The organism is Burkholderia ubonensis, from assembly GCF_902833085.1.
Classification (GTDB): Bacteria; Pseudomonadota; Gammaproteobacteria; order Burkholderiales; family Burkholderiaceae; genus Burkholderia; species Burkholderia ubonensis.
Genome location: NZ_CADFEB010000003.1, coordinates 477,699 through 498,968, shown reverse-complemented (window position 1 = coordinate 498,968; position 21,270 = coordinate 477,699). Strand labels below are relative to the sequence as shown.

Sequence of the window (21,270 nt, the reverse complement as noted above, 5' to 3'; positions counted from 1 at the left end):
TCAGTCTCGTTCGGTTGATACGCGGACGTTTTGCACGACGTAGAATTTCGCCACGCGTTCGCTGCTTTCCCACCCGATCGATGCGCCGCGCGGCACGAACAGCGCGTCGCCGGCGCCGAGCGACAGCACGCCGCCGTCGGGCGCGGCGAACCGTACGCTGCCGGCCAGCAGGAACATGAACTCGTTCACGCGATGCGGGCGAACGATCCGGTGATAGGGCGTCGAATCCCACGTGCCCGCGCAGAACTCGGCGCCGTCGTCGACGAAGACGTTGTCGCTGCGGCATTGCGGTGCGGGGCCGAGCAGCACCTCAGCCGGTAGCGACGCAGAGGGCTTGAAGTCGGCGTCTGCGCGCAGCGGGAACAGGCCGCGCTTCGTCGGTTTCGCGCACGCGGCAGCGCAGAACATGACGAGCACGCGCGATTGCGCGGCGACGCGAAGCGCCGTGCCGCTGCCGATGACTGCCCCCTCCCCCGGGCCCAGCACCAACGGGGCGGCTCCCGCCGCTTCGAGCGTCAGCTCTCCTTCGACGACGACGATCGTTTCGATGTGCGGATAACCCGGGACGTCAAGTTTGCCGATGAAACGGATACGGCCGGCGGCCATCGAGTCGGGCCCTTCCCACGCGATCTCCCGATGTCCCGCGAAAGGATCGCGCTCGCCGAACGCCTGCGTGCGGAAGACGGTTGTATTGGCCGTGCCGTCGGCACGATGCAACACGAAAGCTGCGGTCATTTCTGCTCCTGCCAGTGCGCGACGGGGTTGTCGAGAACCCGTCGCACGGTATTGGAAATCGTTGTTCGCGGACACCGTCCGCGCTTGCGCCTACGCAACGTGACACGCCCCTTCGCGGCGTTCGGCGCGCGTGCGCATCGACGACGTTCGCGCCGGCGCGCCACCCGGCCGCACGATCACGTATTCGCGCGGCGTGATCCCGAGCACCCGCCGGAAATGCCGGCAAAGATGGCTCTGATCGAAGAATCCGACCTCGGTCGCGACGACCGAGGGCGCCAGACCGGCGCGCAACAAGTCCTGCGCACACCGCACGCGCACCAGGCACAGATATCGATGCGGCGACAACCCGACTTCGCTGCGAAAGCGCGCGGTGAAACGCGACACGCTCAATCCGGCCACCGCCGCGAGCGTGTCGAGGTTCAGCGGCTGCGCGAACGATGCATCGATCGTGCGCAGCACGTCGCCGATCGCCGGCGATACGGGCCGCGGGACATGGAGCGGGCAAACGAATCGTGTGGTCATGTCGAATCCTCCCGGGGCAGCCGCTTCAGTGCAGGAAATCCTGCATCCGGTAATACGCGCCGACGAGCGGCAGGAACCACGCGTGCCCGAAATGGCCGGGCATCGCCGGCCAGTCGAGCTCGCGCCACGGATTCGACGCGGCCGCGCCGTACAGCACGTCGGCCATCACGCGGCCCATGTGCACGGACATCTGCACGCCGTGGCCGCTGTAGCCCATCGAGTAATAGAGCCCGTCGTGCTGGCCCGCGCGCGGCAGCCGGTCGGCGGTGATGTCGACCAGCCCGCCCCAGCAGTAATCGAGCCGCACGTTGGCCAGTTCCGGGAAATAGCCGGCCATGCCGGCGCGCAGGATCTCGCCGCTTTTCGCGTCGGAGCGCGGGCTCGACATCGCGAAGCGTGCGCGGCCGCCGAACAACAGCCGGTTGTCGGGCGTCACGCGGAAGTAGTTGCCGATCTGGCGCGACGTCACGTACGCACGGCGGTGCGGGAACAACCGGTTCAGCTGCACGTCGGGCAGCGGCTCGGTGACGACGATGAAACTGCCGACCGGCGCGATGCGCCGCCGGAACCACGCGAACGGGCCATGTTGCGACGCACCGGTCGCGACCAGCACGCGATCGGCGACGAGCGTGCCGCGCGTGCAGGTGATCGCGTAACGCTCGCCGTCGAGCCGCTCGAGCCCCGTGACGGCCGCCTGCTCGTAGATGCGCGCGCCCGCCCGCACGGCCGCCTGCGCGAGGCCGACGCCGAACTTGCCCATGTGCATCTGCACGCCGTTGCGCTGCAACAGCCCGCCGTAGAAGCCGTCGGAGGCGATTTCATCGCGGATCCGCGACGGCTCGATCAGTTCGATGTCGGGATCCACTTCGCGCCGCAGCACGTCGAACGTCTTCGCCAGTCCCGCGAAATGCTGCGGCTTCGCGGCGAGCTTCAGCTTGCCGGCATGCCGGAAATCGCAGTCGATCGCATGTTCGGCGACGATCGCCTCGACGCTCCTCACCGCGCTTTCGTAGGCGCGATAGAACTGCCTTGCGGGTTCGGCGCCGATCCGCGCGACCAGCGACGCGTAGTCCTGCGCGACGCCGGTATTGCACTGGCCGCCGTTGCGGCCGGACGCTTCACCCGCGATCTGCGCGGCTTCGAGCACGACCACCGATACGCCGCGCTGCGCCAGCGCGAGCGCCGCCGACAGGCCGGTGAAGCCGCCGCCGATCACGGCCACGTCGGCGCGCCCCTCGACGGGCCCTTCGCAGCCGGCACGAAACGCGGGGCGGGTATCCAGCCAGTACGAATCGAATTTCATCGGATCCTTCTCAAGCATTCCGGCGACAGCGATCGGCGATCGCCCGTTGAAAACCATTTAACCACCGTCACAAAGCGCAGTTGCCGCGTATTCGCGCACGGCGCGCGCACGATTCACCGTTTTGCACGACCGCCGCAGCACACTATGCGGAAGGCCGCTCGCCGGAGCCGGCGGCCGCGATGAATGAACGGCGCGGCACGCTACTGGCGCACCGGCTGCACCGGCGCGACGCCGTCCGCCGGCTCGGCCTGGAAGCGCGCGAGGTCTTCCTCGCTGCGATGGCACAACACCTGCGCGCCGTTCTCGAGCGTGCGCAGCGCGGGCGCGGTCCGGTTGCACACGCCGTCCACCCGCATCGCGCAGCGAGACAGGAACGGACACAGCTCGGCGTCGTCGGCGCTCGCGCCGATCGGCACGAGCGGCCGGTGGCAGCGCTCGGCCGCATCGTCGAGCCAGCCCGCGCGCAGCTCCGGCGCGGACGACACGAGCAGGTGCGAGTACGGGTGGTAAGGCGGCGCGCACAGCGCGTCGCGGCTGCCCGTCTCGACGCGGCGGCCCGCGTACAGCACGACGATGTCGTCGCTGATCGCGCGCACCTTCGCGATGTCGTGCGTGATGAACACGTACGACACGCCGAGCTTCGCCTGCAGGTCGCGCAGCAGGTCCATGATCGCGGCGCCGACCACGGTGTCGAGCGCCGACGTGACCTCGTCGCACAGGATCAGGTCGGGCTGGGCCGCGAGCGCGCGCGCGAGGTTCACGCGCTGCTTCTGCCCGCCGGACAGCTCGCCGGTGCGCCGCCCGGCAACCGCTTGCGGCAGCCGCACGAGCTCGAGCAGTTCGGCGACGCGCCGCCGCGCGCGCGCGCCCTTGATCCCGTGATAGAACGCGAGCGGCCGCGCGAGCGTGCGCTCGACGGTATGCACGGGATTCAGCGCGGTATCCGCGTTCTGGAACACGATCTGCACGCGGCGGTGCTGCTCCTTCGTGCGCTTGGCCGTATCGCGCGCGAGCGGCTCGCCGTCGAGCAGGATCTGCCCGCCCGTCGCCGGCACGAGCCCCGCGATCACCTTCGCGAGCGTCGTCTTGCCCGAGCCCGATTCGCCGATCACGCCGACCGTCTGCCCGCGCCCGATGCGCAGGTCCACTTCGTGCAGGATCACCTTCGACGGCCAGCCTTTCGCGGTGGGTCCGCCATACCCGGCGATCGCGCCGCGCACCTCGAGCAGCGGCGCGGGCGCGGCGGGCGCCGGCTTGCCGTCGCGCGCGGCGTCGGTCGGCGTGACGGCCGCGATCAGGCTCTGCGTATACGGATGCGCCGGCGCATGCAGGATCTGCCCGGTCTCGCCGACCTCGCGGATCACACCGTCGCTCAGCACGACGATCCGGTCGGCCATCTGCGCGACCACCGCGAGATCGTGCGACACGTACACGGCACTCATCCCGCAGCGCCGGATCACGCTCTTGAACGCCTGCAGCACGTCGATCTGCGTGGTCACGTCGAGCGCGGTCGTCGGCTCGTCGAGGATCACGAGCTCCGGATCGGTGATCAGCGCCATCGCGGCCATCAGCCGCTGCAGCTGCCCGCCCGACACCTGGTGCGGATAGCGCTTGCCGATCGTCTCCGGATCGGGCAGCGCGAGCGCGCGAAACAGCTCGACCGCCTTCGCCTGCGCATCGCGCTTCGTCATCGTCTTGTGGATCAGCGCGCTCTCGATCACCTGGTCGAGGATCGTGCGCGACGGGTTGAACGCGGCGGCCGCGCTCTGTGCGATGTACGCGACCTTGCGGCCGCGCAGCGCCGCAAGCGCGGAGGCAGGCAGCGTGCAGACGTCCGTGCCGCCGAGCTTCACCGAGCCGCCGGCGATCCGGCAGCCGGCACGCGCATGGCCCATCAGCGACAGCGCGATCGTCGTCTTGCCCGAGCCCGATTCGCCGATCAGCGCGAGCACTTCGCCACGCCGCACGTCGAAGTCGACGCCGTGGACGATCGTGGTGTCCGCCTCGCCCGGGCGACCGCCGACCACGCGCAGCCCGCGCACCTCGACGAGCGGAGTCGATTCGTTGCGCATCAGTGTTCTCCCGCGGCGCCGGCCGCGCCCTTGCGGCGACCGCGATGCGGCAGGCCGTCGATCAACAGGTTGACGCCCACCGTCAGGATCGCGATCGCGACCGCGGGCATGATCGCGACGGCCGAGCCGTCGCCGAGGCTCGCGATGTTCTCGCGCACGAGCGAGCCGAGATCCGCGTACGGCGGCTGCACGCCGAGCCCGAGGAAACTGAGCCCGCTCAGCAGCAGCACGACGAACGTGAAGCGCAGCCCGGTATCGGCCAGCATCGGGTGGATCATGTTCGGCAGCATCTCGACGCACGCGATGTACAGCGCACTCTCGCCGCGTGCCCGCGCGACCTGCACGAATTCGAGCGTGCTGATGTTCACGGCCAGCGCGCGGGCGATCCGGTACGAGCCCGGCATGTAGCTCACCGCGGCGGTCAGGATCAGCAGCGGCAGCGACGAACCGAACGCGGCGACGAACATCAGCGCGAACATCTTCGACGGAATCGACGTGAGCGCATCGAGCAGCCGGCTCATCGTCTCGTCGACCGCGCGGCCCGACACGGTCGCGAGCAGCCCGAGCGTCGTGCCGGTCAGCGCGGCGAGCAGCACCGCCGCGAGCGCGAGCAGCACGGTCAGCCGCGTGCCGTACAGGATCCGGCTCAGCATGTCGCGGCCGAGGAAGTCCGAGCCGAACGGCAGCTTCGCGCTGAACGGCGCGAACACGTCCGGCGTGACGATCGCGCCGACGTCGTGCGGCGCGAGCAGCGGCGCGAACACCGCGATGAACAGCATCAGGCCGACCATCGACAGGCCGACGCGGCCGCCGCTCGTCAGTTTGACGCGCGCGGCGCGGCGCTTGCGCGGCTGGTCGGGGGCGGGCGCGGCGGGCGGCGTCGTGCCGCCCCACGGCGTGGGCTGATCGCCGGACGGCGGCAGCGCGCTGCTGCGTTGAACGGGGTCGGTCGGGTGCATGGGCGGCATCTCGGAAGGAGGACGGGACACTCAGGTCCGCAGTCTCGGGTTCGATACGATCGAGCACAGGTCGGCGAACAGCACGAGCGTCAGATAGGCGACGCAGAAGATCAGCGTGCACGCCTGGACCAGCGGGAAATCGCGGTTGCCGACGGCATCGACCATCAGGCTCGCGAGGCCCGGGTAGTTGAAGATCGTCTCGACGACGATCACGCCGCCGAGCAGATACGACAGGCTCAAGGCGATCGCATTGGCGATCGGCCCGATCGCGTTCGGCAGCGCATGGCGCAGCACGACGCGCGCGGGGCTTGCGCCCTTGAGCACGGCCATCTCGACATACGACGCGCTCAGCTGCTCGATCACCGCGGCGCGCGTCATCCGTGCCATCTGCGCGATCACGACCGCGCAGAGCGTCAGCACCGGCATCGCATACGCGCGCAGGAAGTCGTGCAGGCTTTCGATCGGGCCGCTGTACGACAACGCGGACAACCAGTGCAGCTTCACGGCGAGCACGAGCACGGCGACCGTCGCGATCAGGAATTCCGGCGTTGCGACGAGCGACAGCGTACCGAGACTGATCGCGCGGTCGACCAGCGACTCGCGCTTGACCGCGGCGAGAATGCCGAGCAGCAGCGCGATCGGCACCGACACGGCCGTCGTGATCGCCGCGAGCGTCAGCGACTTCGGCAGGCGTCCGCCGATCATCTCGGACACCGGCATGTCGCCGGACAGCGAGCGGCCGAAATCGCCGTGCAGCAGCCCCGCGAGCCAGTGCAGGTAGCGCACGTGAGCCGGCATGTCGAGGCCGAACTGCCGGCGCAGCGCGGCGACCGTCTCCGGCGTCGCCGACTGGCCGAGCGCGGCCTGCGCGGCGTCGCCGGGCAGCAGGTTCGTGATCGTGAAAATGATCGCGGACACGATCAGCAGCGTCAGCGCGGTGACCGCGATGCGCCGGCCGATCAGCCCGAGCAGGATTCGATTCATGAAGCGGCACTCCGTGAAAAGTCGCGCGCGACCGGGGCGGTGGCCCGCACCGGCCGCGCGGCGGCGGCACGCATCGGCGTCACGCGTTCCACCACACGTGCTCGGCGAACATGAAACCCATCATCCCGCCGGTCGGGATCGAGCCGAGGCCCGCGAGCCGCTTGTCGTAGCCGTCGAGGAAGCTGATGAATGCGGGGATGCCGATCCTGCCCTGCTGCGCGACGAGCACCTGCATGTCGCCGTACATCTGCTTGCGCTTCGCGTCGTCGGTTTCCGATCGTGCGGCGAGCAGCAACTGGTCGAACTTCGCGTTCTTCCAGCCCGACTCGTTCCACGGCGCATCCGACTTGAAGAACTGCGTGAACAGCACGTCGGCGCTCGAGCGCGGGTTGATGTTGCCGAAGCCGAGCGGATGCTTCATCCAGTGGTTCGACCAGTAGCCGTCCGCCGACACGCGGTTCACCTGCAGGTTCAGCCCGATTTTCTGGCCGGCCTGCTGCAGCAGCACGGCCATTTCGATCGACCCGTTCGCGTCGGAGGTCGCGTAGATCGGCGGCAGCGCGGCGCCCAGTGCGCCCGCCTTCTGGAACAGGAACTTCGCCTTGTCCGGATCATGCGGCCGCTGCGGCAGCGACGCGTTGAAGTAGCGATGCCCCGGGGGGATCGGCTGGTCGTTGCCGATCACCGCGTAGCCGCGAAACACCGCCGAGCGGATCTGCTCGCGATCGAACAGGTACTTCATCCCCTCGACGAAATCGGGGTTCGCGACGATCGGGTTGTCGCTGCGCATGATCAGGTCGGTATAGAGCCCCGACTTGGTTTCCTGCAGCGCATAGCCCGGCGTCGACGCGACCCGCTGCGTCGAGCGCGGATCGATCGCGTTGATCAGGTGCACGTCGCCCGACAGCAGCGCGTTCAGGCGCGCGGCGCTGTCGCTGATGCCGATCAGCTCGATCTCGTCGAGGTACGGCATCCCCGGCTTGAAGTAGTTGTCGTTGCGCACGCCGACCGTCGACACGCCCGGCTTGAACGTCTTCAGCTTGTACGGGCCGCAGCCGATGCCGGTGCTGAAGTCGGTCGTGCCGTCCTTGACGATCACGAGCTGCGGCGTCGCGAGGATCACCGGCAGATCGGCGTTCGCGCTGGCGAGCGTGAGCGTGACTTCGTCGGGGCCGCTCGCCTTCGCATCGGCGAACTGATCGGCGAGCGGCTTGGCCTTCGACGCGGTGGCCGCGTTCTTGTGGCGCATCAGCGAAAACACCACGTCGGCCGGCCCGACCGGCTTCCCGTCGTGGAACGTGACGCCCTTGCGCAGCTTGATGATCCACGTCTTCGCATCGGTGGTCTGCAGCGACTGGGCGAGATTCATCTGCGGCGTCAGGCTCGCATCGAGCTGCGTGAGGCCGCTGTAGAACATGAAGAAACGAATGTAGTCCGCGCCCGTCGAGCCCTTGGCCGGGTCGAGCGTATCGGCCGTCGAACTGGATTCGTTCGCGACCCGGATCTTGCCGCCGCGCTTGGGCGCCGGCGCGGCGAACGCAGAACGGGGGCCTGCCAGCAATCCGCCGGCGCCGGCGGCCATCATGCCGCTCGCCGCCATGACCCGCATCATGTCGCGGCGCGTGAAGCCGCCCTTGCCGCCGCCGTTGTCGATATCGTCGCTCATCCGAACTGCTCCTGACTGTGAAAGTGGGTCCTGGGGTCCAGCGTGGTTCGAGAATCCCGTCGCGTCCGCCTGCTGGTGGCGAGCGCGACGTCGTGCGCATTGAGGTCATTTAAGCATCGCCAAAATGCGGGTTGTCGCGATTCGGGGCGGCTGCACAATACGATTCGACCGTTTTGGGCCGCCTGCGCAGCATGATTTGCTGCGTGCCCCGGCGGCGGTCGAAGCGAGCGGAACATCCTGATCGAGCGCGGCGCGTGCACGCCGTCGGACGCCATCCAGGACTGCCGCATGAAAGTTCAGAGGATTGCCCGTCTTGTCGAAGCCGTGGCGGCCGCGTGCGCGGGTGTTCCCGGGCATCGCGGCGGGCCGGCAGCAGGCTGCGCGACGAACGCCGCGCAGGCAGCGCGGCGCTTACAGCCCGAGCTGCGTCGCGAGGTGGCCGATGTCCGACACCTCGTAGTAGTTGTAGAACGGCGTGCCGGGCTCATGGCCGCGGTTGACGAACGCCTTGTGCTTGATGCCGAGATCCTCGGCCGTCATCAGGTCGTAGCGCAGGCTCGACGACACGTGCAACACGTCCTCCGGCTTGCAGCCGAGCTTGCCGAACATGTATTCGAAGCCCTGCATCCGCGGCTTGTACGACTGCGCCTGCTGCGCGGTGAACACCGCATGGAACGGCGCGCCGAGCTTGTCGACGTTGCTCATGATCTGGTCGTCCGACGCGTTCGACAGGATCACCAGCTTGTACTTCTTCGCGAGCCGCGACAGGCCCGCCGGAACGTCCGGATGCGGGCCCCAGGTCGGGACCGCATGGTAGAAACGCTCGGCCTCGACTTCGTCGAATTTCGTGCCGACCCGCGCGCAGGTGCGCCGGATCGCGTTGACGACGACGTCGCGATACGGCTTCCACGCGCCGAGCACCTCGTCGAGCCGGTAGGCGGCGAACGCGCGCACGAATTCCTCGAGCGCGACGGGCGACAGCCGGTCCGCATAGACCTCGCGCGCCATGTCGGCCATCCGGAAGCGGGTCAGCGTGCCGTAGCAGTCGAACGTGATGAACTTCGGTTCAAATTGGATCATGGTGACGTCCTGTCGGTATGAAGCCCCGGCAGGGCCGGGGACGGGCTGGGTTCAACGAAATTGAATCAGGGCAAAAAATCCGTCGCGCATCGTTCGACGCCGTTCGGAACGCAGAATCGCCGCGTGTTGCAGGCCGCGGGCAGCACGATCTGCGGCGCGATCGCGCGCGGCGCTGCGGCGCCGGCCGGCGGACGTCACGAAACCGCAAGATCGCAGCCCGGCGAGGCTCGCCGACGCGCGGCAGCGCCACCGCGTTTCCATCGTAGCGGCATTCACACAGCAGAAGCTGTCGGAATGACGAGCCTCGCCGGCATGCAGCGCGCGTTCGTCCGTGCCGATCGAGCCGGTTTGCGTCGATCTCGCGCGACCGCCCGCCGACGCCGTAAAACAGGCGAATCGTCCTATCCGCGCCGCAACGGCGCTGGCAGAGTCGATACGTCATTCCTACCCATCCGGAGTCCGGCGTGGCCGACCTCAATCCTTCCAGCACGCTTACCTATCGCCCGTTCGCCGAAACCGACCTGCCCGCCGCGCACCGGCTGTCGGAGGCGGTCAAGTGGCCGCACCGGCTCGACGACTGGCGCTTCGCATTCCAGCTCGGCAGCGGCTTCGTCGCCGAAGACGAAGCCGGCGTCGTCGGCACCGCGCTCGGCTGGCGCTTCGGCGAGTCGCACGCATCGCTCGGCATGGTGATCGTGTCGCCCGAGCGCCAGGGCCGCGGCATCGGCCGTGAACTGCTCGCGCGCGTCGTCGACAGCCTCGGCGCGCGGACCGTGTTCCTGCATGCGACGCCGGCCGGCGAGCCGCTCTATGTGAAGTTCGGATTCGACGCGATCGGCACGATCGACCAGCACCAGGGCGCCGCGTTCCAGCCGCCGCTGATCTCGCTGCCGCCCGGCGAGCGCCTGCGGCCGCTCGGCACCACCGACGGCCCGCGTCTCGCCGCGCTCGCATCGCGCGCGGCCGGCTACCCGCGCGACGCGGTGATCGATGCGCTGCTCGGCGTCGCCAACGGAATCGCGCTCGATCGCGACGGCGAACTGCTCGGCTTCGCGCTGTTCCGCCGCTTCGGCCGCGGCCACGTGATCGGCCCGGTGATCGCGCCGGACGCGCTGCGCGCGCAGGCGCTTATCAGCCACTGGCTTGCGCTGCACGAAGGCATGTTCGTGCGCCTCGACGTGCCGGGCGACAGCGGGCTGTCGGACTGGCTGCAGGGGCTCGGCCTGCCGCGCGTCGATACCGTCGTCGCGATGGCCCGCGGCGCGGCACCCGCCCCCGATCCGGCGCTGCGCACGTTCGCCATCGTCAACCAGGCGCTCGGCTGAGCGGCACGCGCGATGAGCTTCCTCTACAAGGCCGACCCGGTGCGCGGCGCGCAATGGGCGCAGCGCTTCGCGCAACAGGCGCCCGACCTCACGTTCCGGATCTGGCCCGACATCGGCGACCCGCACGCGGTGCGCTACCTCGCCGCATGGCAGCCGCCCGACGACCCGGTCGCGCTGCTGCCGAATCTCGAGATCGTGTTTTCGGTCGGCGCCGGCATCGATCAATTCGACCTGTCGCGCGTGCCCGCGCATATCCCGGTCGTGCGGATGGTCGAGCCCGGCATCGTCGACGGGATGGTCGAATACGTGACGCAGGCGGTGCTGACGATTCACCGTGACCTGTTCGACTATGCGGCGCAGCAACGCGCGCAGGCGTGGCGCGAGAAGCCGGTGCGCGCGGCCGCGTCGCGCCGCATTGGCGTGCTCGGGCTCGGCACGCTCGGGCACGCCGTGCTCGACACGCTGCGGCGCTTCGGTTTCCCGTGCGCCGGCTGGAGCCGCACGCCACGCACGCTCGACGGCATCGACTGCTACGCGGGCGACGCGGCGCTCGACACGTTCCTGGCCCGCACCGACATCCTGATCTGCCTGCTGCCGCTGACCGACGCCACGCGCGGGCTGCTCGGCGCGCGCGTGTTCGGCGCGCTGCCGGCCGGCGCATCGCTCGTGCAGGTCGGGCGCGGCCCGCAGCTCGATGCGGCCGCGCTGCTCGCCGCGCTCGACAGCGGCCGCCTCGACAGCGCGATCCTCGATGTGACGGATCCCGAACCTTTGCCGGCCGGCCATCCGTTCTGGACGCATCCGCGCATCCGGATCACGCCGCACATCGCCAGCGCGACGCGGCCCGACACCGCCGTCGATGCCGTGCTCGCGAACCTCGCGCGACATCGCGCGGGGCAACCGATGATCGGCGTCGTCGATCGCGCGCGCGGTTACTGACACGCGCGGCCGGCCCGGCGGGGCGCGCAGCAGAAAATGCCGAAGCGCCCCGTGCAAACACCGCTTTCGTACGTTTCAGGCCGCAAATTGAAGACGCGTGCGGATGCCTCGCCCGGTAGCATGACCTCACGCTGACACCCGACGAGAGTCCCGCCCTGCCATGAACCAAGCCGCGCTGATCGAAGCCGATCGTCAACACCTGATCCACCCTGTCGTCAACTATCGTGCGCACGAGGCGCGCGGCGTCACCGTGCTCGACTCCGCCGACGGCGTCTTCCTGCGCGACGCCGACGGCCACACGCTGCTCGATGCGTTCTCGGGCCTGTGGTGCGTGAACGTCGGCTACGGCCGCGACAGCATCGTGAAGGCCGCCGCCGCGCAGATGGCGAAGCTGCCCTACGCGACCGGCTATTTCCATTTCGGCTCGCAACCCGCGATCGAACTGGCCGAACGGCTCGCGGCGCTGGCGCCGCCGTCGCTGAACCGCGTGTATTTCACGCTCGGCGGTTCGGATGCGATCGACTCCGCCGTGCGTTTCATCACGCACTATTTCAACGCGACCGGCCGCCCGTCGAAAAAGCAGATGATTGCGCTCGAGCGCGGCTATCACGGCTCGTCGTCGATCGGCGCCGGCCTGACCGCGCTGCCCGCGTTCCACCGTCACTTCGACCTGCCGCGCGCGGACCAGCATCACATCCCGTCGCCCTACCCGTATCGCCACCCGCTCGGCGACGATCCGCAGGCGTTGATCGCCGCGTCGGTCGCCGCGCTCGAAGCGAAGGTCGCCGAACTCGGCGAGGACAATGTCGCCGCGTTCTTCTGCGAGCCGGTGCAAGGCTCCGGGGGCGTGATCGTGCCGCCGGCCGGCTGGCTGAAGGCGATGCGCGACGCGTGCCGGCGCCTCGACATCCTGTTCGTGGCTGACGAGGTGATCACCGGCTTCGGCCGCACGGGCCCGCTGTTCGCGTGCGAGACCGAACGGGTCGAACCGGACCTGATGACCGTCGCGAAAGGGTTGACCGCCGGCTATGCGCCGATGGGCGCGGTCTTCATGTCCGACGAAATCTACGAAGGGATCGCCGGCAGCCGCGCCGATACGGCCGTGGTCGGCCACGGCTACACGTATTCCGCGCATCCGGTCAGCGCGGCGATCGGCCTCGAAGTGCTGAAGCTCTATCACGACGGCGGGCTGCTCGCGAACGGGCAGGCGATGGCGCCGCGCTTCGCGGCAGGCCTCGACGCGCTGCGCGACCACCCGCTGGTCGGCGACGCGCGCTCGGCCGGCCTGCTCGGCGCGCTCGAACTGGTGGCCGACAAGGCGTGCAAGACGCGCTTCGACCCGGCGCTGAACGTGCCCGACAAGATCGCGGCGGCCGCTTACGCGAACGGCGTCGTGTTCCGCGCGTTCGGCGACGGCGTGCTCGGTTTCGCCCCCGCGCTGAGTTTCACCGCAGGCGAGTTCGACCTGATGTTCGAGCGCGTGCGCAAGACGCTCGACGGCGTGCTGGCCGACGCAGGCGTGCAGCGCGCGCTCGACGTCGCGCACACGCAGCCCGCGTGAGCCGGACAAGGGCAAAGCGGGGCTTGTGGCGGCTACCGTTCGACTCTAAAGTAACCAGACATTCCATTCCTGCCTTCTGACGCGAACATGACGGACAGCAAGCTAGACCGGATCGACCTGCGCATTCTTTCCCAGTTGCAAAAGCGCGGGCGCATGACCAACGTCGAACTGGCCGATGCCGTCGGGCTGTCGCCCAGTCCATGCCTGATCCGCGTGAAGCGGCTCGAGAAAGCCGGCTACATCGGCGGGTACGGCGCGCACATTCAGCTCGAAAAGCTCGGCGATGTGCAGGTCGTGTTTACGGAGGTCACGCTGGCCGACCACCGGCGCGAGGACTTCGACCGGTTCGTCGCGGCGATCCGCAATGTCGACGAGATCGTCGAGTGCCATCTCGCGAGCGGCGGCTACGACTATCTGCTCAAGTTCGTCACGCGCAGCGTGAGCCACTACCAGACGATCGTCGAAGGGCTGCTCGAGCAGAACATCGGCATCGAGAAGTATTTCAGTTACGTGATCATCAAGTCGCCGTTCGTCAAACGGCACTACCCGCTCGAATCGCTGTTCGGCGACCGGCACTGACGAACGGCGTGCGGCAACGTCGAACGCGGCAGCGTGCTGTCCGCGTGGGGTAGTCGCGCGCCCGCGCCGCCGCCGAACCGCTTCATCCAAGGACCTGTCATGCCGCTTACGCTGTCCCGAACCGAACTGCTGCGTACCGCCAACCTGATCGACGGCACATGGCGCGATGCGCTCGACGGCCGCCGTTTCGACGTCACCGATCCGGCGACGCTCGAGACCGTTGCCCACGCACCTGACAGCGGCGCGGCCGACGCGCGCGCCGCGACCGACGCGGCGGCACGCGCGCTGCCCGCCTGGCGTGCAACGCCCGCTCGCGAACGGGCCGCGATCCTGCGTGCGTGGCACGCGGCGATCGTCGCGCACACCGACGATCTCGCCAAGCTGATGTCGCGCGAACAGGGCAAGCCGCTCGCCGAAGCGCGCGGCGAAGTCGCCTACGGCGCGTCGTACGTGCTGTGGTTCGCCGAGGAGGCGACGCGCACGTATGGCGACCTGATTCCGCAACAGCAGCGCGGCAAGCGGCTCAGTGCGATCAAGGAGCCGATCGGCATCGTCGCCGCGATCACGCCGTGGAATTTCCCGCTCGCGATGATCGCGCGCAAGATCGCGCCCGCACTCGCGGCCGGCTGCACGGTCGTCGCGAAGCCGGCGGAGGACACGCCGCTGACCGCGCTCGCGTTGGCCTTCCTTGCGCAGGAAGCCGGCGTGCCGCCCGGCGTGCTGAACCTGATCGCCGCGTCGCGCGAACGCGGCATCGATGCCGTGGCCGACTGGCTCGCCGACGGCCGCGTGCGCAAGATCACGTTCACCGGATCGACACCCGTCGGCAAGCTGCTCGCACGCGAGTCGGCGGCGACGCTGAAGAAGCTGTCGCTGGAGCTCGGCGGCAATGCGCCATTCATCGTGTTCGACGATGCCGAACTCGATGCCGCGGTCGACGGGCTGATGGCCGCCAAGTTCCGCAACGGCGGTCAGACCTGCGTGTCGCCGAATCGCGTGTACGTGCAGGCCGGCGTCTACGACGCATTCGCCGCGAAGCTCGCGGCGCGCGTTGCCGCGCTGAAGGTCGCGCCGGCGACCGACCCGGCCGCGCAGATCGGCCCGATGTTCAACGCGCGTGCGGTGGACAAGATCGCGCGCCACGTCGGCGACGCGATCGAACGCGGCGCGCGCGTGCTCGCCGGCGGCAAGCGTCTGGCCGAACTCGGTTCGAACTTTTACGCACCGACGGTGCTCGCCGACGCCACTGCCGACATGCAACTGAACTGCGAGGAAACGTTCGGCCCGATCGCGGCGCTGTTTCGCTTCGATGCCGAGGACGAGGCCGTCGGCGCCGCGAACGACACGCCGTTCGGGCTCGCCGCGTATTTCTACACGCAGGATGTGCGGCGCATCGCGCGCGTGTCGGCGCGGCTCGAAACAGGCATCGTCGGTATCAACGAAGGCGCGCTCGCGAGCGAGGCCGCACCGTTCGGCGGCGTGAAGGAATCGGGCTATGGCCGCGAAGGCTCGCGCTACGGACTCGACGATTACCTGTCGATCAAGTACCTGTGCCAGGGCGGGCTCGATTGAACCGTGCCATCGACCGAGCCCAGACAACAACCATCTGATTAAAAAAAATATTGGGGGCAGTCCGGGACTGCCGCAGCCTAGCGCCTGCCGTTTCCGTTCGTCGCGCCGAACCTGTGCCGGCTTACCCGCCCCGGCCAGCGAGGCGCTCGACCAGCGCGCCGTTGAACGCGATCAGGTCGGCCGGCTTGCGGCTCGTGATCAGGTTGCCGTCGCGCACGACCTCCTTGTCGACCCATTTGCCGCCCGCATGACGGATATCGTCCTGCAGGGTCGGCCAGCTCGTCATCGTGCGGCCCTCCACGAGGCCCGACGACACGAGCAGCCAGCCGCCGTGGCAAATCGCGGCGATCGGTTTGCCGGCGCCGGCAGCAGCCGTCACGAATTCGCGCGCGGCGGGAATCATCCGGATCGCGTCGCCGTTGACGACGCCGCCGGGCAGCACGACCGCGTCGTAGTCGCCCTCACGCGCCTCGTCGAACGTCAGGTCGACCTTCACGCGCTCGCCTTTCTCGACGTGCCTGAAGCCCTGGATCTCGCCGCGCTTCTGAGAAATCACGTCGACCTGCGCGCCTTCGGCCGAGAGCGCGCGCTGCGGCTCGACGAGTTCGGCTTCCTCGAAGCCGTCCACCGCGAGAATTGCCACCTTGCAATGATCCAGTCTGCCGCTCATGAGCGCCTCCGTCGGTATGCCGGCACACGTCGTGCCCTCCCCGCAGCGCAGCAATCGGCGTACCGGCCGCCTCGCATGCGGATCGCGCGTGCACCGCTCGAATCGGGAACGGCCGTTGCGCGCATTGCGCGTCAACGTCATCGACACGGAGGGACACCATGAAGGATACGACCCGGTCCGGCCAGGATGCCCCGGCGCGCGAGCGGCGCCCCGATCCATCGCCGCCGCTGAAGCACCGCGACCGCACGCATCAGCGCCGTTCTGAACGCGATATCGACAAGCAGCTCGAGGATACGTTTCCGGCGAGCGACCCGCCCTCGACCGGCGGCATCACGCGCATCGAGCCCGACACGCCGCCCGGCACGCATGACGATGGGCCGTGGCAGGACAAGCGCGAACGCGACGACACGTGAATGGCGTCCGGCATTTCAACCACGGCGATACGCGCTGAACCGTCGGAGAAGCCGAATGAGCGGGCTGGGCGATGACACGCGGCCGGCCGGGGATACCGCGCCGGCCGCCGCGAAGCCGTGGTACCGGCTGCTCGGCCCCGGCCTGCTCGCCGGCGCATCCGACGCCGATCCGGGCAACGTCGCCGTCTATGCGCAGGCCGGCAGCCAGTTCGGCTTCAACATTCCGTGGATGATCGTCGTCACGCTGCCGATGATGGTCGCCGTGCAGCTCGTACGTGCTCGAACTCGGCTTCGTGCAAATCGACCGGCGCGATGCGCTGCAACCGGGCAGCCACAAGCGCAAAGCCGCCCGGGGCCGGCCCGCTACATCGGCTCAGTCGGGCCGGCGCACCGGATCGAAATCGCGCCACCTGCCGTCCTGCCAGTCGCCTTCGACGCATTCGATCGATTCGGCACCGGTTGCGCGCAGCACATCCTCGGCTGCGTGCGCGGTGTCGGGCGTCACGCGCGCCGCGAGGATCACGCCGGTTTCGCTCTGCGCGAGCGTCCCCTTGCCTTCGGCCTGCTCGCCGCGCATCCGGCCGAGCGCACCGCCGAACGCGCCGAGATACGCGCCCGCCAGTGCACCCGAGGCCACCATGAACCAGTAGCGTGCGCCGAGCGCATAGACGATCAACCCCGCGACGAAGCCGATCAGCAACCCGCAGGTCGCGCCGACCATCGCGCCACGGCCGCCCGGCTTCGCCGCCGTGTCGGCATACACGTCGCCGCCGATCGGAAAGCGCGCATGCTGGCCGCCCGGGTTGAGGAAAAAGATCGACACGTCGTCCGGACCGAATGCACGCTCGTAAAGGTGGCGCGCCCCACCTTCCGCTTCATCGAACGTCGTGAAGCGGCCTGCGACGATCATCGCCATGCTCGCGCTCCTTGTGAAGGCGTCGCGCTTACTTGGGCCGGATGGTCAGTTGGTCGCGCACGTCCTTCACGCCGTCGACCTGCTTCACGACGCTGACGGCTTGCGTGCGCTGCTGCTCGTCCGGCACGCTGCCGGTGAGCGTCACGGTGCTGTGCCGTGTCTTCACGTGGATGTCGCCGGCCGACAGGCCGCTCGTGCCGACGAGCTCGGCCTTGGCCTTGGTCGTGATCGTCGCATCGCCGAGCTTCGTAGCGGTAGTCGAATGCGACGACGATGCGGCGCTGTCGCCGCCGCCGCCGGCAGCGATCCCGTCGGGCGGGACGACTGTGCAGACGGCGGCCGTGGCGATCGCGACTGCCATGGCGACGCGCGTCGAGCGAGTGCGGTTCGGTCGCTGGGAGCAGGCTTGCAGCGGGAACTTCTTCATCGTGACCTCCTTTTGTCAGGCCGGCAGAACCGGCGGGGAAATACCCGTCGCGCAAATGACGTGCCGCGCAGCCGCGGCGACATGCACGCGGGAAACACCAATCGAACGCCCTTTTATCCAACGCGTTGTAATTTGTTCGGCACACTGACGAACGCCTTTCTCCGCGGCTCAACGGCCGCGCAATCCGGCGACGACGCCACGCGCCTGATCGGCCGCGCGCTTCGTGCAGGCGCGTGCGTAGTCGACGGCGTCACGCTTGCCCTCGATCGTCCTGTCGCGCACATACGTGCGCCGGCGGCGACCGGCCGAGGGATCGAGGAAGTACATCGCCAGCGCGCCGCACGCAACGGCCACCGCGAGATTGAGCAAGGGTTTCATGGGGTTTCGAGAATTCATGGCAGCACCGTGAACGAATGCCCGGAAAAGCCGGGGGTCACAGGTTTTCACCAGCACGACCCGTGCCTCGCGAGGATTCCGCGCATGCGTTGCGGTGCGGCGGTCGAAACGACAATCGCTTGAAAAAAGCGCCCGGCCGCGCATTACCCGGGACCATCGGGAACGTGACGATCGTCGTACCGGCGTTGCGGCACGCGATCGCCTGGATCGTCAGCGACGGATTCACGCCGCCCACGGTCGGAAATACCGAGCCGTCGCAAATCCACAGATTCGGGATGTCCCGGCTCCGGCAATCCGGTTCATCACGCCCCCCGCCGCACGATTACTTCGTCTGCTGGCGGTGGTACTCGTCCTGTTTCATCTGCATGTAGTCCCGCCTGTCGATCTCGTGCAGTTGCAGCGAATATTGCTCGCTGGCACTGAACCAGTTGCTCAGGCGTTGCTCCAGCCGCGTGTCGGGCTGACCCGCTGGTGCGCCGAGATAGGCCTCGATCGCCAGGTAATAGCGCATGGTGTTGCGCTCCACGAGGCCGCGCATCCCGTCGACATATTCAGCCTGCTCCGCGGACGACGGATTGGCGACACGGGTGAAGCCGACCCTGCCGCGGTCGAACGTTGCAAGATAGCCTTTTATCGCGAGACGCCCGAGCATGCCGTAGCCGTACGTATAGATCAGATGCAGGAACGTGCGGTCGCGACCGAGCGACACCGCTTCCACGGCAACCCGATAATCCCGGGTGTTCAACGGCCCTTTGTCGGCGCTGAGATTTATCTTGAAGTATCCGGGGCTGGCGGCCGCCGCGTCGTACCGGAATTGCATGCGGAAAGTGGCGTCGAGTGCTTCGGCGGCTTCCTTCTTGCTGACGTTCACCGTCAGCATGTTGTCGCCGCTGCTGTCGGAGGCATGGCAGTACTTGATGTTGGGATGCAGGATCATCACATCGCACCAGTTCGCCAGCGCTCGCGATGGGGCATCGAGGGCATCGCGAACGGTCTCGAACGGGTAATCGATCACTGCATAGATTTCGCCCGTGACTGTCGACGGATATTCCCGGGAGCCGAGATACAGCCTTCGATGAAACGCGTTGTGGTCGAGCTGTGGCGTCAGGGTCCGATATATCGCGCGCAAGCCGGTGGCATCGTTGGCAGGTTGAGCGTTCAGTGCCGCGCCCGGCAGGCAGCATGCGGCCAGTATGGCCAACGTCCGCGCCGTTCTGCGCACCGGGCCGCTGGCCGGGCTGCAGGTGCGTTCGATCATCGATTTGCTATCGCCGGCTATGCCAGACTGACAGGAACTGTCGCGCATATACACCTCGATCGTGATCACCGCTTCCGGGCGCGTGGTACGCATACGCCTGCCCCCCGAAGAAGAAGCGCGCGCCGTTCTGCCGCAAGCCGCAAGCCGCATGCCCGGGCACCGACACCATTCCGGTCGCATCGTCGCGGGCCAGCCGACCGGACCGTCACGGGACACGCATGGGTGCCCGGCCATCGTTTCGTTCGTGTTCAGTAACCACTCGAGCCGGCACTGCCGGTGCCGCCGGCTCCGCCGCCACCGGGGCCCATGGTGCCGGGCGAGCGGCCGTCGCCCGCGCCGGTGTTGCCGCCCGGGACGTTCGGTGTGGCGTAGCCGGTAGCGCCGGTCGGGTCGCCGGGCGTGCGGTGAGGGGTGGTGCCGGGCGGCACGCGTGGTGGCGCGGTGGGATCTGCGGAAGAAGCCGCCGATGGCGGCATCGTCTGCGCGCCAGGGCTCGCGCGCTGGCCGCTCTGCGCATACGCGCCGGACGCGGTGATTGCAGCCACCAGCGCGGTGCACACGAACGCGCGTCGCGCGGCGGATCGGGTTCGGATCGTCAATACCATCTTGCAGTCCTCCATGGAAACAGGCAGTGATCCACGCATTGCGCAAGTACCGTGCCGTCACGCGCGGCCATGGCGTGCGGCGCTGCGTCAGGTGATCGCGCCCGGCGTCATCGCTGCACGGGCACGAGATCGAGGCTGATCGCGCCATTCCGGATCACTCGGGATGCGATCGGTGTGCCCTTCTTCTATCGCGCAGCTTGCGCCGGATCACGCTCACATGCCCGTTGCGCTCGAGGATCGCGGCCGACACGCCCGCGAGGCTGCGCTGTCCAATCGACTGTCGCACGCTCTCTTGAACGTCGGTCACCGTGATGAGCGCCGCGCGCATCTGCGCTTCGTTGAAGCGGCCGTCGCGATACAGCTCGCGCTCCGCGCCGACCATGAGCCGCTCGAGACGCGCCCAGCGCACGCACATCCATGCGAGCGCTCGATGCACGACCACGATGGCGAACGACGCGGCGATCGTCGCGACGAACGGCGACGCGCCGGCGATCGCGCGACTCAGCATCGCGCCGAGCAGGATGCCGACGACGCAGTCGAACGGCGAACGCTGTCCGAACGCGCGGCGCCCGGCGATCCGGATCATCACGAGCGCGATGAAGAACACGGCGATCGCGCGCGCCGCCATCTGCATGGGGTCAAGCAGTCGCCCCTCCCCGAACAGCGCGACGACGATGTCCATGGCCCGCCTCCCCGCTATGCCGGCGCGCCGGCCACACGCGGTTCGCGTACCCGCACGCCCTGACCGGTTCGCAGCGCGTCGCCGTCGAGCCGCACGCGGTGCGCATCGAGCGGGCGTGATCCGGCGTGCCGGCCCGGCCGCGAACCCGCGGGCGCAGGATACGAGTCATGGGGGGCCGTCATCGGGGACACTCCTTCTCGGGCGCAGACGTCATGTCGTCATGCCTCTGCGCCGGATCGTCGCTGTCGAAGCGTCATCGTCGGACCACGCCGAGCAACAGCGTGACCAGGAAAATCACGACGAAGACATAGAACAGGATCTTCGCGATTTCCGCCGCGCCGGCTGCAATGCCACCGAAGCCGAAAAGCGCCGCGATGATCGCGATGACAAAGAAAATGACGGCGTATCGAAGCATGTCGCCCTCCCGTGGATGATTGGCGTCGAAGTGTTGGCTCAGTGCTCGTGTATCGGCTGGCGGGATATCCGGACAGCATGCAAGCGCCATACCTGTCAACGGGTGAGCCAGGTCACGGACCTTCGGCGCGCGTCCCCCATTCGGCACGCTGCACGCTGGCCGCTTTTTACAAGCGCTCAGTAAGTTTTGGG

At 68.4% G+C, this 21,270-nt stretch carries 22 protein-coding genes and 2 pseudogenes; 7 read left to right on the top strand and 17 right to left on the bottom strand.

Annotated elements, in window-relative coordinates; genetic code table 11:
* The 8 genes from HWX31_RS09710 to HWX31_RS09675 all read right to left on the bottom strand — a co-directional run bounded on the left by HWX31_RS09710 (nt 1) and on the right by HWX31_RS09675 (nt 9,321).
* Nucleotides 1-735: a cupin domain-containing protein gene (locus HWX31_RS09710; RefSeq protein ID WP_174958829.1), complete on the bottom strand. Its 735-nt coding sequence runs from the start codon at nt 733-735 to the stop codon at nt 1-3.
* Between the two features lie 90 nt (nt 736-825).
* Nucleotides 826-1,257: a helix-turn-helix domain-containing protein gene (locus HWX31_RS09705; protein WP_059631990.1), complete on the bottom strand. Its 432-nt coding sequence runs from the start codon at nt 1,255-1,257 to the stop codon at nt 826-828.
* A gap of 25 nt (nt 1,258-1,282) precedes the next feature.
* The gene (locus HWX31_RS09700) at nt 1,283-2,560 is read right to left on the bottom strand and encodes an NAD(P)/FAD-dependent oxidoreductase (protein WP_244143703.1); all 1,278 of its coding nucleotides are present in this window, start codon (nt 2,558-2,560) and stop codon (nt 1,283-1,285) included.
* A gap of 200 nt (nt 2,561-2,760) precedes the next feature.
* Nucleotides 2,761-4,632 (bottom strand): ABC transporter ATP-binding protein, encoded by a 1,872-nt coding sequence (locus HWX31_RS09695; RefSeq protein WP_174958823.1) that lies wholly within the window; start codon nt 4,630-4,632, stop codon nt 2,761-2,763.
* Nucleotides 4,632-5,591: an ABC transporter permease gene (locus HWX31_RS09690; protein ID WP_059617794.1), complete on the bottom strand. Its 960-nt coding sequence runs from the start codon at nt 5,589-5,591 to the stop codon at nt 4,632-4,634. Before HWX31_RS09690 ends, HWX31_RS09695 begins: the two co-directional genes overlap by 1 nt.
* 30 nt (nt 5,592-5,621) lie before the next feature.
* Nucleotides 5,622-6,575, bottom strand: a complete 954-nt coding sequence (locus tag HWX31_RS09685; protein ID WP_059711970.1) for an ABC transporter permease — start codon at nt 6,573-6,575, stop codon at nt 5,622-5,624.
* 79 nt (nt 6,576-6,654) lie between these two features.
* Nucleotides 6,655-8,241 carry an ABC transporter substrate-binding protein gene (locus HWX31_RS09680; RefSeq protein WP_174958820.1) on the bottom strand — a complete coding sequence of 529 codons (1,587 nt, stop codon included), beginning with the start codon at nt 8,239-8,241 and terminating at the stop codon, nt 6,655-6,657.
* 411 nt (nt 8,242-8,652) lie between these two features.
* Nucleotides 8,653-9,321: a haloacid dehalogenase type II gene (locus tag HWX31_RS09675; protein WP_174958817.1), complete on the bottom strand. Its 669-nt coding sequence runs from the start codon at nt 9,319-9,321 to the stop codon at nt 8,653-8,655.
* A gap of 464 nt (nt 9,322-9,785) precedes the next feature.
* On the opposite strand from HWX31_RS09675, the gene HWX31_RS09670 reads away from it, so the two are divergent.
* The 5 genes from HWX31_RS09670 (at nt 9,786) to HWX31_RS09650 (ending at nt 15,297) form a co-directional block, all read left to right on the top strand.
* Nucleotides 9,786-10,646 (top strand): GNAT family N-acetyltransferase, encoded by an 861-nt coding sequence (locus tag HWX31_RS09670; protein ID WP_059617785.1) that lies wholly within the window; start codon nt 9,786-9,788, stop codon nt 10,644-10,646.
* Nucleotides 10,647-10,658: 12 nt separating this feature from the next.
* Nucleotides 10,659-11,585 (top strand): 2-hydroxyacid dehydrogenase, encoded by a 927-nt coding sequence (locus HWX31_RS09665; RefSeq protein WP_059774818.1) that lies wholly within the window; start codon nt 10,659-10,661, stop codon nt 11,583-11,585.
* 160 nt (nt 11,586-11,745) lie between these two features.
* Nucleotides 11,746-13,146, top strand: coding sequence for an aspartate aminotransferase family protein (locus HWX31_RS09660; protein WP_174958814.1), 1,401 nt, complete (start codon nt 11,746-11,748; stop codon nt 13,144-13,146).
* An 87-nt stretch (nt 13,147-13,233) separates the two neighbouring features.
* Nucleotides 13,234-13,725, top strand: coding sequence for an Lrp/AsnC family transcriptional regulator (locus HWX31_RS09655; RefSeq protein WP_059615195.1), 492 nt, complete (start codon nt 13,234-13,236; stop codon nt 13,723-13,725).
* A 99-nt stretch (nt 13,726-13,824) separates the two neighbouring features.
* Nucleotides 13,825-15,297: an NAD-dependent succinate-semialdehyde dehydrogenase gene (locus HWX31_RS09650; protein ID WP_174958812.1), complete on the top strand. Its 1,473-nt coding sequence runs from the start codon at nt 13,825-13,827 to the stop codon at nt 15,295-15,297.
* A 121-nt stretch (nt 15,298-15,418) separates the two neighbouring features.
* Here the strand turns inward: HWX31_RS09650 and HWX31_RS09645 are convergent, their stop codons facing one another.
* Nucleotides 15,419-15,967 carry a type 1 glutamine amidotransferase domain-containing protein gene (locus HWX31_RS09645; RefSeq protein WP_059617929.1) on the bottom strand — a complete coding sequence of 183 codons (549 nt, stop codon included), beginning with the start codon at nt 15,965-15,967 and terminating at the stop codon, nt 15,419-15,421.
* 158 nt (nt 15,968-16,125) lie between these two features.
* On the opposite strand from HWX31_RS09645, the gene HWX31_RS09640 reads away from it, so the two are divergent.
* Nucleotides 16,126-16,380, top strand: a complete 255-nt coding sequence (locus HWX31_RS09640) for a hypothetical protein (protein WP_059617778.1) — start codon at nt 16,126-16,128, stop codon at nt 16,378-16,380.
* A gap of 55 nt (nt 16,381-16,435) precedes the next feature.
* Nucleotides 16,436-16,660: pseudogene (locus tag HWX31_RS34915) on the top strand (divalent metal cation transporter); the annotation flags it as partial.
* A gap of 93 nt (nt 16,661-16,753) precedes the next feature.
* On the opposite strand, the gene HWX31_RS09635 reads toward HWX31_RS34915, so the two are convergent.
* The 8 genes and pseudogenes from HWX31_RS09635 to HWX31_RS09600 form a co-directional block, all read right to left on the bottom strand.
* Nucleotides 16,754-17,296, bottom strand: coding sequence for a hypothetical protein (locus tag HWX31_RS09635; protein ID WP_174958809.1), 543 nt, complete (start codon nt 17,294-17,296; stop codon nt 16,754-16,756).
* Between the two features lie 28 nt (nt 17,297-17,324).
* Complete coding sequence (locus tag HWX31_RS09630) at nt 17,325-17,723, bottom strand: BON domain-containing protein (protein ID WP_174958806.1); 399 nt, start codon at nt 17,721-17,723, stop codon at nt 17,325-17,327.
* A gap of 168 nt (nt 17,724-17,891) precedes the next feature.
* Nucleotides 17,892-18,101, bottom strand: a complete 210-nt coding sequence (locus HWX31_RS09625) for a hypothetical protein (RefSeq protein WP_059615206.1) — start codon at nt 18,099-18,101, stop codon at nt 17,892-17,894.
* Nucleotides 18,102-18,300: 199 nt separating this feature from the next.
* Nucleotides 18,301-18,420, bottom strand: a pseudogene (locus tag HWX31_RS09620) (GMC oxidoreductase); the annotation flags it as partial.
* 21 nt (nt 18,421-18,441) lie between these two features.
* A complete protein-coding gene (locus HWX31_RS09615) occupies nt 18,442-19,377 on the bottom strand; it encodes a hypothetical protein (protein ID WP_174959051.1) in 936 nt (311 codons plus the stop codon).
* 248 nt (nt 19,378-19,625) lie between these two features.
* Nucleotides 19,626-19,982 carry a hypothetical protein gene (locus HWX31_RS09610; RefSeq protein WP_063894714.1) on the bottom strand — a complete coding sequence of 119 codons (357 nt, stop codon included), beginning with the start codon at nt 19,980-19,982 and terminating at the stop codon, nt 19,626-19,628.
* Nucleotides 19,983-20,136: 154 nt separating this feature from the next.
* Nucleotides 20,137-20,664 (bottom strand): DUF421 domain-containing protein, encoded by a 528-nt coding sequence (locus HWX31_RS09605; protein ID WP_174958802.1) that lies wholly within the window; start codon nt 20,662-20,664, stop codon nt 20,137-20,139.
* Nucleotides 20,665-20,917: 253 nt separating this feature from the next.
* Complete coding sequence (locus HWX31_RS09600) at nt 20,918-21,079, bottom strand: DUF1328 domain-containing protein (RefSeq protein WP_174958800.1); 162 nt, start codon at nt 21,077-21,079, stop codon at nt 20,918-20,920.
* Nucleotides 21,080-21,270 lie beyond the last annotated feature (191 nt).